General features: G+C 62.5%; 17 protein-coding genes and 1 pseudogene. 8 read left to right on the top strand and 10 right to left on the bottom strand.

Features of this window, described 5'->3' with window-relative positions; all coding sequences use genetic code 11:
• Both WCE05_RS04660 and WCE05_RS04655 read left to right on the top strand, forming a co-directional pair.
• Window positions 1–183: hypothetical protein (locus tag WCE05_RS04660; RefSeq protein WP_368815515.1), on the top strand; the 183-nt coding region annotated here is incomplete at its 5' end.
• A 26-nt stretch (window positions 184–209) separates the two neighbouring features.
• Window positions 210–770, top strand: coding sequence for a recombinase family protein (locus WCE05_RS04655; protein WP_368815514.1), 561 nt, complete (start codon window positions 210–212; stop codon window positions 768–770).
• 162 nt (window positions 771–932) lie between these two features.
• Here the strand turns inward: WCE05_RS04655 and WCE05_RS04650 are convergent, their stop codons facing one another.
• The 4 genes and pseudogenes from WCE05_RS04650 to WCE05_RS04635 all read right to left on the bottom strand — a co-directional run bounded on the left by WCE05_RS04650 (window position 933) and on the right by WCE05_RS04635 (window position 4,293).
• Window positions 933–2,684: a recombinase family protein gene (locus tag WCE05_RS04650; protein ID WP_368815513.1), complete on the bottom strand. Its 1,752-nt coding sequence runs from the start codon at window positions 2,682–2,684 to the stop codon at window positions 933–935.
• A gap of 45 nt (window positions 2,685–2,729) precedes the next feature.
• Window positions 2,730–3,374, bottom strand: a pseudogene (locus tag WCE05_RS04645) (magnesium chelatase domain-containing protein); the annotation flags it as partial.
• 202 nt (window positions 3,375–3,576) lie between these two features.
• Window positions 3,577–4,005, bottom strand: coding sequence for a molybdopterin-binding protein (locus WCE05_RS04640; RefSeq protein WP_225786728.1), 429 nt, complete (start codon window positions 4,003–4,005; stop codon window positions 3,577–3,579).
• Window positions 4,006–4,029: 24 nt separating this feature from the next.
• Entirely contained in the window at window positions 4,030–4,293 is a 264-nt protein-coding gene (locus tag WCE05_RS04635; RefSeq protein ID WP_225786727.1) for an accessory factor UbiK family protein, read from the bottom strand.
• Window positions 4,294–4,702: 409 nt separating this feature from the next.
• On the opposite strand from WCE05_RS04635, the gene glnK reads away from it, so the two are divergent.
• The 3 genes from glnK (at window position 4,703) to sutA (ending at window position 7,190) form a co-directional block, all read left to right on the top strand.
• Complete coding sequence (gene glnK / locus WCE05_RS04630; protein WP_002555808.1) at window positions 4,703–5,041, top strand: P-II family nitrogen regulator; 339 nt, start codon at window positions 4,703–4,705, stop codon at window positions 5,039–5,041.
• A 41-nt stretch (window positions 5,042–5,082) separates the two neighbouring features.
• Entirely contained in the window at window positions 5,083–6,405 is a 1,323-nt protein-coding gene (locus tag WCE05_RS04625; protein ID WP_225786726.1) for an ammonium transporter, read from the top strand.
• A 455-nt stretch (window positions 6,406–6,860) separates the two neighbouring features.
• Entirely contained in the window at window positions 6,861–7,190 is a 330-nt protein-coding gene (gene sutA, locus WCE05_RS04620) for a transcriptional regulator SutA (protein WP_225786725.1), read from the top strand.
• 122 nt (window positions 7,191–7,312) lie between these two features.
• On the opposite strand, the gene WCE05_RS04615 is transcribed toward sutA, so the two are convergent.
• The 6 genes from WCE05_RS04615 to WCE05_RS04590 are packed head-to-tail and all read right to left on the bottom strand — an operon-like array spanning window position 7,313 to window position 11,920.
• Window positions 7,313–8,008: an HAD family hydrolase gene (locus WCE05_RS04615; protein ID WP_253080634.1), complete on the bottom strand. Its 696-nt coding sequence runs from the start codon at window positions 8,006–8,008 to the stop codon at window positions 7,313–7,315.
• Window positions 8,005–8,904, bottom strand: a complete 900-nt coding sequence (gene xerC / locus WCE05_RS04610) for a tyrosine recombinase XerC (protein ID WP_253080633.1) — start codon at window positions 8,902–8,904, stop codon at window positions 8,005–8,007. The genes WCE05_RS04615 and xerC overlap by 4 nt, the downstream gene beginning before the upstream one ends.
• Entirely contained in the window at window positions 8,904–9,614 is a 711-nt protein-coding gene (locus WCE05_RS04605) for a DUF484 family protein (protein ID WP_225786722.1), read from the bottom strand. Before WCE05_RS04605 ends, xerC begins: the two co-directional genes overlap by 1 nt.
• Window positions 9,615–9,627: 13 nt before the next feature.
• Window positions 9,628–10,458 (bottom strand): diaminopimelate epimerase, encoded by an 831-nt coding sequence (gene dapF / locus WCE05_RS04600; protein WP_225786721.1) that lies wholly within the window; start codon window positions 10,456–10,458, stop codon window positions 9,628–9,630.
• A 4-nt stretch (window positions 10,459–10,462) separates the two neighbouring features.
• A complete protein-coding gene (gene lysA / locus WCE05_RS04595; protein ID WP_253080632.1) occupies window positions 10,463–11,710 on the bottom strand; it encodes a diaminopimelate decarboxylase in 1,248 nt (415 codons plus the stop codon).
• 9 nt (window positions 11,711–11,719) lie between these two features.
• Window positions 11,720–11,920: a lipoprotein gene (locus tag WCE05_RS04590; protein WP_225786719.1), complete on the bottom strand. Its 201-nt coding sequence runs from the start codon at window positions 11,918–11,920 to the stop codon at window positions 11,720–11,722.
• Window positions 11,921–12,180: 260 nt separating this feature from the next.
• Between WCE05_RS04590 and cyaY the strand changes: the two genes are divergently transcribed.
• The 3 genes from cyaY to rnk all read left to right on the top strand — a co-directional run bounded on the left by cyaY (window position 12,181) and on the right by rnk (window position 13,280).
• Window positions 12,181–12,513: an iron donor protein CyaY gene (cyaY, locus tag WCE05_RS04585; protein ID WP_225786718.1), complete on the top strand. Its 333-nt coding sequence runs from the start codon at window positions 12,181–12,183 to the stop codon at window positions 12,511–12,513.
• Between the two features lies 1 nt (window position 12,514).
• Entirely contained in the window at window positions 12,515–12,736 is a 222-nt protein-coding gene (locus tag WCE05_RS04580) for a DUF1289 domain-containing protein (protein WP_253080631.1), read from the top strand.
• A 133-nt stretch (window positions 12,737–12,869) separates the two neighbouring features.
• Entirely contained in the window at window positions 12,870–13,280 is a 411-nt protein-coding gene (gene rnk, locus WCE05_RS04575) for a nucleoside diphosphate kinase regulator (protein ID WP_253080630.1), read from the top strand.
• The last annotated feature ends 55 nt before the right edge of the window (window positions 13,281–13,335 follow it).

Below are 13,335 nucleotides of genomic sequence, written 5' to 3'. Positions count from 1 at the left end.
GGAAAGTCCTCCCTGCGTCCGCTGATGGCCGGCAGCAGCCCGTCGTTGCCTGATGGATCCAACCCCTCCGCTGCTATAGTGCAGTCGGCTTCTGACGTTCAGTGCAGCCGTCTTCTGAAAACGACATCTGTATTCAATAGGGTTGATATTTGTAAGGAATACAGCCACAATCTCGGCATCTAGACCCTAAAGAATACGGAGTGCGGGTGATGGCAGAGATTGGCTACGTGCGAGTGTCCTCGGTTGATCAGAATACAGCCCGTCAGCTAGATGGTGTTGCTCTGGAGGATGTATTCACTGATCAAGTCAGCGGTGCCACTACAGATCGTCCACAGCTACAGGCTATGTTGAGGCATGTACGAAAGGGCGACACTGTTCATGTGCATTCGATTGACCGCCTTGCTCGCTCTCTTGAGGACTTGCTGGCGCTGGTCAAAGAATTGATTGGCCGAGGTATCGCCATTCGGTTTCACAAGGAGCAACTGCACTTCACGGGTGAAGCAAATGCGATGCAAGAGCTGATGCTGTCTTTGTTGGGCAGCGTTGCTCAGTTCGAACGAAGCATGATCAGAGAGCGTCAACGTGAAGGCATTGCTAAAGCGAAGGAGGCAGGCGTCTACAAAGGTCGCGTGAAAACCATTGATGACGCAGCTATCCGCGAAGCTATGGCCAAGGATGGAGCGTCGTTTCGTAAAGTTGCTGCTGAACTTGGGGTCAGCCTGAGTACTGTTCAGCGAGCAATGAAAGGTATTCGCTCTGAGGGCTCCTGAGAGCTCGCTCAGGCGTTTTCATGGGTTCGATGCCCTTACCCAAGGGGGTGTCATGAAGCGCTCTAGAATCGCCCTTTATGGCCTGCTGGCTGTGAGGTTATTTGTGGTTCCGCTTTGGCACTCTATGTTGACATGCCACACACGGGCTAAGCAGGTCTGGCGTTACTCAGGATTTCTCACCGGAATGACTTTCTTAAACTGGTCCGGTAGCCCTTTGAGCCTGACTTTACTCAAGTCGATGTTTTGGAGTCTGGCCCTGATCTGTTCAATAGCGCCAGCAGGAAGCCCATTTCTCCGAATCTCAAACCATTGCAGCCATGCGTCCCGTTCCTGAGGAGAAAGCTCACCTTGTAGGACCTGTAGATCAAGGGTGCTTTCGTTTGTTGCGATGATGACCATCGCCTCAAGATATTGCATGATCAGGAGCTGCGGAATGCCATCTTTGGTAGCACTGTAGGACTGATGGGCTTTGGAAATCGACATAGTAACTACAATACTGAGTCGCTTGAGAAGGCTGTTCGCTGCATGCCTTCCTTCGAACGATACGAGGTCAAGCTTGGCAAAGAACTCTTGCTTGGAGATGACCTGATTGACCGCGAGCAGTTCGTGACATTTCTGCTCCTCCTTCTTGAGCTCCTCCAGCTCACCTTCAAGAGTTTGCACCAATACGGCTAGGGCACGAGAAGGCGCTTGGGTCATTAGCCCAATGGCTTTGGTGAGCCGCTCATTCACTTCCTGAGTCTTGCCTTTCAAAGCGGCTAACTCTTTTGCCGTCTGACCCTCGCTCGCTTGAACAAGGCTCAAGCTATCCACCTTCGCAAGAATCTGACGAAGCGCCCGTTCTGCTCGCTCAACACGAACATATCCGTTCTTGCATACACCCTTTCGAGCAGAGTGGCATTGGAGGTAGGTTGCCCCTTTGGGTGGGCGCCCCTTGTTGACAAGGTGCATCGAGTCACCGCATGCCCCACATTTGGCGATGCCTTGGAAGACATTGAATCGATCAGACTGATTGCCAGTCCTATGAACTCTGCGTTCTGCCCGAACTGCCTGCGCTTGGTAGAAGACAGACTCCTCAATCACTGGAGGAAAGAAGCCTGTTACAGGTTCTCCATCATTGACTCGTCTGCCGTCTACCACGTGAGTGGGTTGGTATTCCCCTAACAATGCTCGATTGTTGAGGAGCTTGGACACACTGCTGCTACCCCATGCTCCCGAATGGTTGCGGTTACGACTTCCAAACACAGGTATGCCTCGTTCATTGAGAATACGTGGAATGGAACCCTGTCCGTAGCCTTGAATGGCCAGCTCGAATATCAGCTTCACCGTCTCAACTCGGTTGGTGATTGGTTGATAACGACCATCTACCAGCTCTAGCCAGTAGGGGCATGCCTTACCCAGTGGCGTCTTATCCGACCGAGCCAATGCCCTCTTGTTTGCCCATGCGGCTGAAACGCGGTCTCCTTTGATCGCGCTTTCGTTGTGAGCCCGAGACATGTGGACGATTGAGATAATCAAGTCCAGTTCGTTGAATTCTTCGGTATACAAGCGACCATCGGAGAGCGTGACGACCCGAATTCCACGGTTGAGTAGGTCCATGAAACGAGGGAGAGCAGTCGTAACCTTTTCCCGTGACAGTCTGTCCAGACTCTCCACCAGCAGGTAGGAGCCACTCTCAATGGTGCCGTTCTCAACAAGGTCGAGGAACCTTCTAAGCTGACCTTCATCATCTAGATTTCGACCACTGTAGGCGCTCCGGCCTTTGTCGAGGAACGTGTATTCTTTGGTTGTGGCTAGTTCAAGACCGTGCTCCTGACAGTATCTCACTGCCGCATCCTTCTGACGGCGGTAGCTATCGCCCTTTGCCTGCTCGGGACTGCTGAAACGGATGTAGCTGTAGGCTTTTGCACTCATGGTCTGAACGTTGTGTAGGTGATGTTTTGCAACCTATCACAAATCTAGCAGGTTGTGGGCACCGGCCGCTGCCACCAGCAGGGCGCGCTTGGCCGCCACCTGCCCCTGCACCTCGCTGAGGTCAGGGTAGGGCCGGCTGTGCAGCAGCAGGCCATTGGCGGCGTAGGGTGGCAGTGGCACCTGCCCATTGAGATGGGCCACCAGCTCCAGCAGATGGCCCACCGCGTAGACCACCAGCCCGCTCGCCAGGCTCGCCTCCTCGGCGTTCTCCCGTGGCACCACCAGCGCCCGCCCGGCCTCCCTGGCCGCCAAGGCTGCAGGCAACACGCCCTGCACCGGGCGCAGGCTACCGGAGAGTGCCAGTTCGCCGAGGCATTCGATCTCGCTCAAGGTCGCCGCCGGCACCTGGCCGTTGGCGGCGAGGATGCCCAGAGCGATGGCCAGGTCGTAGCGGCCGCCGTCCTTGGGCAGGTCGGCGGGGGCGAGGTTCTGGGTGATGCGCCGGGCTGGGTAGTCCAGGCCGGAATTGACGATGGCGCTGCGTACCCGGTCCTTGCTTTCCTTGACGGTGGTTTCGGGCAGGCCGACCAGGGTCAGTGTGGGCAGGCCGTTGGCCAGGTGGGTTTCGACGCTGACAGCCGGCGCCAGCACTCCGACCTGGGCGCGGCTGTGGACGAGGGCGAGGGACATGGACACTCCGTGGTCGCTTGTGGAAAAGCCGCTTCCTGCGGTCACGGAAGAATAGTGAGCGATGGTGAGGGGCACTGGGAAAGAGTGCATCCGGATTTTACTGCGGATGCCTGGGGACTGGGTCTTGGGATTGCCCCAATGCTGGTCAGCCAGGGCTTTCAGCTGTCATTTGGGGCTGCAAAGCAGCCCCATGCTCAAGGTGTCAGGGCTTGGCGCCCAGGATGATGTGCGAGGCCTTGATCAACGCCGTGGCCGCCACGCCCGGCGTCAGGCCCAGCTCCTGCACCGCCTCGCGGGTGACGATGGCAGACACCTCGGTACCGCCTGCCAACTGCAGCACCACCTCGGCGTTCACCGCACCGTCGCCGACCCGCACCACCTTGCCTTGCAGGGCGTTGCGCGCCGACAGCCTGTAGCCGTCGGCATCGGTCATCAGCACCACCCAGGGCGCCTTGACCAGGGCCACGGCCTGCTTGCCGACGTTGATGTTCAGGTTGTGCAGGCTGGCCATGGTGACCACCGCCACCAGTTTCTCGCCGCCGCCCAGGGTCAGTTCGACCTCGGCGTTGACCGCGCCAGGCTGGACGTTGCTGACGGTACCTTCGAAGACATTGCGGGCACTGACTTTCATGGGAGCCGCTCCGTGTGTCGGTTGTTATTCCTGGATTGTCGGCGCCATCCGGGCTTCCAGCTCAGCGACTTGTCGCTCCAGGGCTTCCAGGCGCGCGCGGGTGCGGGCCAGGACGACCATCTGGCTGTCGAATTCTTCCCGGCTGACCAGGTCGAGCTTGCTGAAGGCACTCTGCATCAGGATCTTGAACTGGCTCTCCAGTTCGGCCCGTGGCGGCGTGTTGTCGCCGTTGAACAGGCGCGAGGCCTGGTCGCTCAGGGCATCGAGAAAGGCTTTGGGCGCGAGCATGTTCGGCGTTCCGCTAATCATGGAAAAGGAGGGCAGTGTAGCACGCTGCCTGGCGGGCCTTGCGCTGCACACTTTTTGCGCAGGGCGGCCGAGGTGTGCGCACCGAAGTTGTGCATCTTTTCTCTGCTGGCGACTGGCCAATGCCGGGCTTTTTCCACAACTGATTGTTTTCACTGGCTTTCCATGACCTGGCAAGGTTTCTGCAAAGACCTTGGCAAGCCATGCACTGATGCAGTTCCTTGTGACCAGGCAGTGCGCAGGTGGAGCTGAAAGGCCCTTCGTCATTGCCGCGACATGCGTCGGCGGGGGAGGAGGGAGTCGACGACGGGTTACAAAGCCAGGCGCTGCGCTTAGACTTGAGACGGGTTTGTTTTCCTGGGGCAAGTCCACCAAATCGGGAGAGAGTTTCATGAAGCTAGTCACTGCCATCATCAAGCCGTTCAAGCTGGACGACGTGCGCGAGTCGCTGTCGGAAATCGGCGTGCAGGGCATCACCGTGACCGAAGTCAAGGGCTTCGGTCGGCAGAAAGGCCACACCGAGCTGTATCGCGGTGCCGAGTACGTGGTCGATTTCCTGCCCAAGGTGAAGATCGATGTCGCCATCGACGACAAAGACCTTGACCGGGTGATCGAAGCCATCACCAAGGCCGCCAACACCGGAAAGATCGGTGACGGCAAGATCTTCGTGGTCAATCTGGAGCAGGCGATCCGCATCCGTACCGGCGAAACCGATACCGACGCGATCTAAGAAAAAGCCTCACCAAACCCAACGCCCCAGGAGAAAACAACATGACTCTGCGCAAGATCGCAGGGCTAGGAGCCCTATTGTCCCTCGTAATGCCTGGCCTGGCCCTGGCAGAGGAAGCCACCCCGGCGCTCAACGCCGGTGACACCGCCTGGATGCTCACCGCCACCGCGCTGGTGCTGTTCATGACCATTCCGGGCCTGGCCCTGTTCTACGGCGGCATGGTGCGTTCGAAGAACGTGTTGTCGGTGATGATGCAATGCTTCGCCATCACCGGCCTGATGAGCATCCTGTGGATGGTCTATGGCTACAGCCTGGCGTTCGATACCACCGGTATGGAACAGGGCGTGGTCAACTTCAATTCCTTCGTGGGCGGTTTCTCCAAGGCATTCCTCAGCGGCGTGACCCCTGACAGCCTGACCGCGGCGTTCCCCGAGGCGGTGTTCATCACCTTCCAGATGACCTTCGCCATCATCACCCCGGCGCTGATCGTCGGTGCCTTCGCCGAGCGCATGAAGTTCTCCGCCATGCTGATCTTCATGGGCGTGTGGTTCACCCTGGTCTACGCTCCGATCGCGCACATGGTCTGGAGCGGTGACGGCGCGCTGATGTGGGACTGGGGCGTGTTGGACTTCGCCGGTGGCACCGTGGTGCACATCAACGCCGGTATCGCCGGCCTGGTCTGCTGCCTGGTGCTGGGCAAGCGCAAGGGCTACCCCACCACGCCAATGGCGCCGCACAACCTGGGCTACACCCTGATGGGCGCGGCCATGCTGTGGATCGGCTGGTTCGGCTTCAACGCCGGCTCCGCCGCAGCCGCCAACGGCACCGCCGGCATGGCCATGCTGGTGACCCAGATCGCCACGGCTGCCGCGGCCTTGGGCTGGATGTTCGCCGAATGGATCGGTCACGGTAAGCCAAGCGCCCTGGGCATCGCCTCCGGCGTGGTCGCCGGCCTGGTGGCCATCACCCCGGCCGCCGGCACCGTCGGCCCGATGGGCGCCCTGGTGATCGGCCTCTGCTCGGGCGTGATCTGCTACTTCTGCGCCACCAGCCTCAAGCGCAAGCTCGGCTATGACGACTCCCTCGACGCCTTCGGCGTGCACGGGATCGGCGGTATCGTCGGCGCGATCCTCACGGGGGTCTTCGCCGCCCCGGCCCTGGGCGGGTTCGGCGAGGTCGTGGATATCGGCGCGCAGGTCTGGGTGCAGGCCAAGGGCGTGATTTTCACCGTGGTCTACACCGCCATCGTCACCTTCGTGATCCTCAAGGTGCTGGATGTGGTGATGGGCCTGCGGGTCAACGAAGAAGAAGAGTCGGTCGGCCTCGACCTGGCTCAGCACAACGAACGCGGCTACAACCTGTAACTGCGACGCGGTAAAAAATCTGCCCGGTTCGCCGGGCATTTTTTTGCCTGGAATTCGCTGTTCGGCGAAGAGCAAACGGTTTACCCGACACGTTCGTGACACGGCCCGAAAACTTACAGCTCACAGGGCATTCAGGGAGCTTTGCTTTTTCTCCGGGCGCGCTAGAATGCGCGCCGGAAGGGTGCTTGACGAGCTGTCCGCACACTTCGCCACCCTTTGCTAGGCTTGCCAATAGCACGGAGCCAGCAGGTGGCGCCGGGCTGTTCCGGCCAATGGCTCAAGGATTTCGTCAGGCCCTGCCAGGAGCAGGGTCTGCAGGGTGCCGGCCTCCCATCAGGAGGTGAACGCCCAGGGCAGTGGCCAACCCACGGCCAGTTGAATTTTCACCGATGGCTGCCGGTCTACGGCTGCACGGTCTATAACTAATCTGCTTTTCGCAAGTCATGAGGTAGAACATGAGCGACGACGATCTGGAAAACGATGACCTCGAAGTAGGCGATGAAGACGAGGGTGATGAGGGCCTCGACGCAGCAGCGGCAGATGATGTAGCCGAAGACGCTGGCGAAGACGACAGCCCCGCCCCCGCTGCGAAGGGCAAGGCCAAGGCCGCTGTCTCGGTTGACGACATGCCGAGCTTGGAAGCCAAGCAGAAGGAGCGCGATGCCTTGGCCAAGGCCATGGAAGAGTTCCTGGCGCGTGGCGGCAAGATCCAGGAGGTCGAGCCCAACGTGGTCGCCGATCCGCCCAAGAAGCCGGACAACAAGTACGGCAGCCGCCCTATCTGAGTGGTTGAATGCAAGAAAGCCCGCCGTCGCTGCGGGCTTTTTTGTGGGCGCTGTCGGCCCAAATGACGGCTGGAAAGTCTTAACTGACCGGCCTCGAGCTTGCTCTGCAGGGTGCCGAGCCCCTAGCGCCAGCGTGCCAGAACGTCGGGCAACTGCGACAACCGCTGGATCTGCGCATCCGGCGCCTGTTCGCCTTCCCAGGCCTTGCCCTGGGGGTTGAACCACACCGCTCGCAGCCCGGCGCGCTGGGCGCCGGCGATATCGTCCCCGGGGTGGTCGCCGATATGCACGGCGGCCTGCGCCTCTACTTCACCCCGGCGCAGGGCCTCCAGGAACGGGGCTGGGTCCGGCTTGCCGATCCCCAGGTCCTCGGCGCACAGGGCGAACCTGAAGTAGTCCGCCAGCCCCAGGCGGTGCACGTCGGCATTGCCGTTGGTGACCACGCCGAGGGTGTAGTGATGGCGCAGGATCTCCAGCACCGGCTGCACCTCGGGGAACACCTCGACCTGGTGTCGTGCGTGGAGGAACACTTCGAAACCTTCGTTGGCCAGCTCCTGGGCGTGCTTCTCGCTGTAGCCGACCTCTTCCAGGGCATGGAACAGCACGCGCCGACGCAGGGCGCTGATGCGGTGCTTGAGGCCCGGTTCGGCCTGCACCAGGCGTTCGCGGATGGCATACAGGTGCTCGACCGGTACGCTGCCCAGGCTTGGCGCGTTGGCTTCGAGCCAGTCGCGCAGGACGATCTCGGCGCTGGCGATCACCGGTGCGGTGTCCCACAGAGTGTCGTCCAGGTCGAAGGTGATCAGCTTGATGCTCATGAGTCTGTGCCTTTGCTGCGTTTGGCCCGGGGGTGGGCGCTGTCGTACACCGCGGCCAGGTGCTGGAAGTCCAGGTGGGTGTAGATCTGCGTGGTGCTGATGTCGGCATGGCCGAGCATCTCCTGTACCGCGCGCAGGTCCTGGGACGACTCCAGCAAGTGGCTGGCGAAGGAATGGCGAAGCATGTGCGGATGCAGGTGCTGGCCCAGCTCGCGCTCGCCGGCGGCCTTGACCCGCAGTTGGATGGCGCGTGGGCCCAGGCGCCGGCCCTGGCGGGAGAGAAACACCGCGTTATCCTGTGGGGCGCTGATACCGCGCAGCCGGAGCCACGCCTGCAACGCTTCGCGGGCCTTGCGGCCGACCGGCAACACGCGGGTCTTGCCGCCCTTGCCCAGCACCTGCACCAGCCCGCCTGCCAGGTCCAGATGCTCCAGGTCGAGGTTGGTCAGCTCCGACAGGCGCAGGCCGGACGAATAGAACAGTTCGAGGATGGCCTGGTCGCGGCGGGCGATGAAGTCGTCGTCGACGCCACCGTCGAGCAGTTGCAGGGCGCGATCGGTATCCAGCGCCTTGGGCAGCCGGCGCTCCCCTTTGGGTGGCGCCAGGCCGTTGGCCGGGTCGTGCTGGCACAGGCCCTCGCGGTTGAGGTAGCGGTACAGGCCGCGCACCGCCGAGAGCAGGCGTGCCAGGCTGCGGGCGGACTGGCCATGATGGTGCTGGCGCGCCACCAATTGGCGCAGTTGCTGGACCTGCAGCGCTTCCCAGCCAGCGATACCCTGGCTGTTGCAGAAGTCGATGACCTTTTCCAGGTCGCGGCGATAGGCCAGCTGGGTGTGTTCGGACACCTGGCGCTCGTTGCGCAGGTGTGCGCAATAAGCCTCCAGCTGGCGTTCCATCAGCGCACCGATCGCAGGGTCTGGGTGAAGCGCGGGAGGACGCGGCCGAGCACCTCGGCGATATAGCTCAGGAACAGGGTGCCAACGGAGCTCTTGTAGTGCTGCGGATCGCGGCTGCCGATCGCCAGCACGCCGTGCAGGCCCTGGTGCTCGAGGGTGGCGACGGCGCTGGAGCCGACCTCCTTGTGCTGTCCCTCGCCGAACAGGAAGGCCAGTTCGTGCTCGCGCAGGTTGCCACTGACCGTCTTGCCACTGCCCAGCAGCCCGCCAATGGCTTGCTGGGCCTCGGCGCTGCTGACCCAGCGGCCGACCGGGGCGGCATTCTCGCCGAACAGGATCAGGCTGACGAAGGGCACCTGGAACGCCTGGCGCAGGCTGTCCTCGACCGCCATCACCACTTCCTCCAGGCTGCTGGCATCCAGCAGGTCGAGGATCAGCCGGCGGGTCTTGTCGAACAGCCGGTCGTTGTCCCGGGCCACATCCATCAACTGCGACAGGCGATGGCGCATCTCGATGTTGCGGTCGCGCAGCAGCGTGAGCTGGCGTTCGACCAGCGACACGCTGTCGCCGCGCTGGTGCGGGATGCGCTGCTCGATGAGCAGCTCGTCGTGCTCGGCGAAGAACGTCGGGCGGGCACGCAGGTAGGCGACCACGGCCTCGTCATCGAGGTCGCTGGCCTGTTCGGGTAGAACCTGGGGCTGATCGGTCATGGAAGTCACTCGCTTAGAGACGAACCTGTCCCTCAAAGACACGTACGGCCGGGCCGGTCATCAGCACCGGTTTGCCGGGGCCGGCCCACTCGATGCTCAGGCGACCGCCTGGCAGGTCGATGGATACCGGCGAGTCCATCCAGCCCTGGCTGATGGCCGCCACCGCGGCCGCGCAGGCACCGGTGCCGCAAGCCTGGGTCTCGCCAGCACCACGCTCCCAGACGCGCAGGTTGGCGCGGTGGCGGTCGATGACCTGGATGAATCCGGCGTTGACCCGCTGCGGGAAGCGCGGATGGTGCTCGATCTTCGGGCCCAGTTCATGGACCGGGGCCGTGCGCACGTCGTCGACGCGCAGCACGCAATGGGGGTTGCCCATGGACACCGCGGCGATCGGGTAGATCTGGCCGTCGACCTCCAACGGATAGCTCAGCGCCTGGGCCTGGGCAACGAACGGGATGTCGGCCGGGGCGAGGCGTGGTGGGCCCATGTCGACACAGACCTGGCCATCGTTGCGCACGTCCAGCTCGATGATGCCGCCCTTGGTTTCCACACGGATGCGCTTTTTCGCGGTCAGGCGCTTGTCCTGCACGAAACGGGCGAAGCATCGCGCACCGTTGCCGCACTGTTCGACTTCGGAGCCATCGGCGTTGAAGATCCGGTAGCGGAAGTCCACGTCCGGGTTGTTCGGTGCCTCGACGATCAGCAGCTGGTCGAAGCCGACGCCGGTGTGGCGGTCGCCCCATTGCTTGGCATGCTTGGGCTGGATGTGCGCGTGCTGGCTGACCAGGTCGAGGACCATGAAGTCGTTGCCCAGCCCATGCATCTTGGTGAAACGCAGCAGCATGGGGTCACTCCGGCAGCAGGCTTTCGCCGGCGAACAGTTCGGCGATGGTTTCCCGGCGACGTACTTCATGGGCCTGGTCGCCGTCGACCAGTACCTCGGCGCAGCGGCCACGGGTGTTGTAGTTCGAGCTCATGACGAAACCATAGGCGCCCGCGGAGCGCACGGCCAGCAGATCGCCCTCGGCGAGGTTCAGCACGCGGTCCTTGGCCAGGAAATCGCCGGTCTCGCAGATCGGGCCGACCAGGTCGTAGGTGCGGCCTTCGCCCTCGCGCGGGGTGACGGCGTCGACCCCCATCCAGGCCTGGTACAGGGCCGGGCGGATCAGGTCGTTCATCGCCGCGTCGATGATGGCGAAGTCCTTGTGCTCGGTGTGCTTGAGGTATTCCACCCGGGTCAGCAGGACACCGGCGTTGGCCACGATGTAGCGGCCCGGCTCGAACACCAGGGCCAGGTCGCGCTCGCCCACGCGCTCGCGGATCGCCTTGATGTAGTCGGCCACCAGGGGCGGCTCTTCGTCACGGTAGCGCACGCCGACACCGCCGCCCAGGTCCAGGTGGCGCAGGTGAATGCCGCATTCGGCGAGGCGATCGACCAGCACCAGCAGGCGGTCGAGGGCATCGAGGAAGGGGGCGACGCTGGTCAGCTGCGAGCCGATGTGGCAGTCGACGCCGACCACGTCCAGGTTCGGCAGTTGCGCCGCGCGTACGTACAGGGCCTCGGCGTCGGTGATGGCGATGCCGAACTTGTTTTCCTTCAGGCCGGTGGAGATGTAGGGATGGGTACCGGCATCGACGTCCGGGTTGACCCGCAGCGAGACCGGTGCCTGCACGCCCATCTCGGCAGCGACTGCCTGCAGGCGTTCGAGCTCGTCGGCGGATTCGACGTTGAAGCAGTGCACGCCCACTTCCAGGGCGCGACGCATGTCCTGGCGGGTCTTGCCGACGCCGGAGAACACCACGCGATCGGCACGGCCACCGGCGGCCAGCACGCGCTCCAGCTCACCGCCGGAGACGATGTCGAAGCCTGCGCCCAGGCGGGCGAGCAGGTTCAGCACGCCGAGGTTGGAGTTGGCCTTGACGGCGAAGCAGACCAGGTGCGAGGTGCCCTCTAGGGCATCGGCGTAGCTGCGGTACTGGGCCTCGATGTGGGCTCGCGAGTACACGTAGGTGGGGGTGCCGAAACGTTCGGCGATGGCCGACAGGGCCACGCCTTCCGCGAACAGTTCGCCGTCGCGGTAGTTGAAAGCGTCCATTGGATTTCCTTACTGCGCTGGCGTCTGCTCGGGCTGCAGCTCAGGCTGCTGTTCCTGCGGCTGCGATGGCTGGGCGTGTTGGTGCTGGTGGGACTTTTGCTCTTTCCCATTGCCCTCTTCAGGCAGGTACAGGGGGCCCTTCTGACCGCAGGCCGAAACCAGGCAAGCAACCGCGACCAGCGCCGCAAGGGAGGAAATCAGGCGCTTCATTGGAGAAATCCTTTGAAATAAGCAGTATTGCGCCCGAGTATACCGAGCGACCGCCGGATTGCCTATGCAAGGGCTGGTCCGCCCGGCGGGCCAGCCTCGAGCGGCAAGCGGCAAGAAAAAGCAGCCTGGCGCATGCTTGGCTTTTTCTTGCCGCTCGGCGCTTGCAGCTTGCAGCTGATTGGCGTGAAGCTTTGCATTCCCGCCAAGTCGCCCGTATCTTGCCCGGCTTGCCGTAAGTAGCCAATTTCGAGGTTCCTGCAATGAGTTTGAGCGAAGCACGTTTCCATGATCTGGTCGACGCGACCCAACAGGCCCTGGAAGACCTGTTCGATGAGAGCGGCCTGGATGTGGACATGGAGAATTCCGCCGGGGTGCTGACCGTCAAGTTCGACAACGGCAGCCAGTTGATCTTCAGCCGCCAGGAGCCGCTGCGCCAGCTGTGGCTGGCCGATCGCTCCGGCGGCTTCCACTTCGACTACGACGAGCAGAGCGGCAAGTGGGTCTGCGAGAAGAGCGAGGAGCTGCTGGGCGAGATGCTCGAGCGTATCGTCTGGGAGCGGGCCGGCGAGAAGCTGGACTTCGACGAGATCTGAGATGAGCGACCCGGCACGGCCCCCGAAGCCGCTCTACAGCAACGTCAGCCCGGCGGTACCTTCGCCGTGCGTGAACGTCTGCCGGCTCGATGAGCACAAGGTCTGTCGTGGCTGTTTCCGGCCGGTGGAGCACATCCGCGAATGGCGCTCGGCCGATGACGAGCGACGCCGGCAGATCTGCCGAGAGGCCCAGGCCCGACGGGGGCAGTACGCCGCGCAGTGACGGCCGGGCTTGAGTATTTGCCCGGCTGTGGTAGTGTCGAACCCAGCGTCGGTGATGCCGAAAGTATTCACAAACCCCGCCCTTGGGCGGGGTTTTGCTTTATTTGCCTGTTAAAAAGGAGTCTGACTGGATCATGAGCACCAAGCCTTCCCTCATCCTCACCCGATTGGACGTACAGCGTCTCGAGCGTCTGATCGACAGCCTCGATGAAAGTACGCCGGGTGTGCTCGCCCTGCAGGACGAGCTGGACCGCGCCGACCAGGTTGTCGGTCACGAGGAGGTCCCGGCCGGTGTAGTGACCATGAATTCGCGCGTGCACTGCCGCGAAGAAGCCAGTGGCAAGGACTACCACCTGACCCTGGTCTATCCCAAGGACGCAGGGCCTGAAGGGAGCGTCTCCATTCTCGCGCCGATCGGCTGTGCGTTGCTGGGGCTGTCGGTGGGCGACCAGATCGACTGGCCGGCCCCTGGTGGCAAGACCCTCAAGCTCACCCTGCTGGATGTCGAATACCAGCCGGAGGCGGCGGGCGACTACGACCTGTAGGCGGTTTTCGCGGTAGCGGTGCCGGCCACCTGGGGACGCGAAGCGGCCCCAATGA

Source organism: Pseudomonas sp. I2, assembly GCF_040984075.1.
GTDB classification, from domain to species: Bacteria; Pseudomonadota; Gammaproteobacteria; order Pseudomonadales; family Pseudomonadaceae; genus Aquipseudomonas; species Aquipseudomonas guariconensis_B.
This window is presented reverse-complemented; position numbering and strand designations above follow the sequence as displayed.

Excerpts from the sequence above, each read along its gene's own strand:
- glnK (WP_002555808.1), top strand. The coding sequence starts at position 4,703 with ATGAAGCTAGTCACTGCCATCATCAAGCCGTTCAAGCTGGACGACGTG.
- cyaY (WP_225786718.1), top strand. The coding sequence starts at position 12,181 with ATGAGTTTGAGCGAAGCACGTTTCCATGATCTGGTCGACGCGACCCAA.
- WCE05_RS04590 (WP_225786719.1), bottom strand. The coding sequence starts at position 11,920 with ATGAAGCGCCTGATTTCCTCCCTTGCGGCGCTGGTCGCGGTTGCTTGC.
- WCE05_RS04635 (WP_225786727.1), bottom strand. The coding sequence starts at position 4,293 with ATGCTCGCGCCCAAAGCCTTTCTCGATGCCCTGAGCGACCAGGCCTCG.
- WCE05_RS04625 (WP_225786726.1), top strand. The coding sequence starts at position 5,083 with ATGACTCTGCGCAAGATCGCAGGGCTAGGAGCCCTATTGTCCCTCGTA.
- WCE05_RS04650 (WP_368815513.1), bottom strand. The coding sequence starts at position 2,684 with ATGAGTGCAAAAGCCTACAGCTACATCCGTTTCAGCAGTCCCGAGCAG.
- sutA (WP_225786725.1), top strand. The coding sequence starts at position 6,861 with ATGAGCGACGACGATCTGGAAAACGATGACCTCGAAGTAGGCGATGAA.
- rnk (WP_253080630.1), top strand. The coding sequence starts at position 12,870 with ATGAGCACCAAGCCTTCCCTCATCCTCACCCGATTGGACGTACAGCGT.
- WCE05_RS04615 (WP_253080634.1), bottom strand. The coding sequence starts at position 8,008 with ATGAGCATCAAGCTGATCACCTTCGACCTGGACGACACTCTGTGGGAC.
- WCE05_RS04655 (WP_368815514.1), top strand. The coding sequence starts at position 210 with ATGGCAGAGATTGGCTACGTGCGAGTGTCCTCGGTTGATCAGAATACA.
- xerC (WP_253080633.1), bottom strand. The coding sequence starts at position 8,904 with ATGGAACGCCAGCTGGAGGCTTATTGCGCACACCTGCGCAACGAGCGC.
- WCE05_RS04640 (WP_225786728.1), bottom strand. The coding sequence starts at position 4,005 with ATGAAAGTCAGTGCCCGCAATGTCTTCGAAGGTACCGTCAGCAACGTC.
- WCE05_RS04580 (WP_253080631.1), top strand. The coding sequence starts at position 12,515 with ATGAGCGACCCGGCACGGCCCCCGAAGCCGCTCTACAGCAACGTCAGC.
- lysA (WP_253080632.1), bottom strand. The coding sequence starts at position 11,710 with ATGGACGCTTTCAACTACCGCGACGGCGAACTGTTCGCGGAAGGCGTG.
- WCE05_RS04605 (WP_225786722.1), bottom strand. The coding sequence starts at position 9,614 with ATGACCGATCAGCCCCAGGTTCTACCCGAACAGGCCAGCGACCTCGAT.
- dapF (WP_225786721.1), bottom strand. The coding sequence starts at position 10,458 with ATGCTGCTGCGTTTCACCAAGATGCATGGGCTGGGCAACGACTTCATG.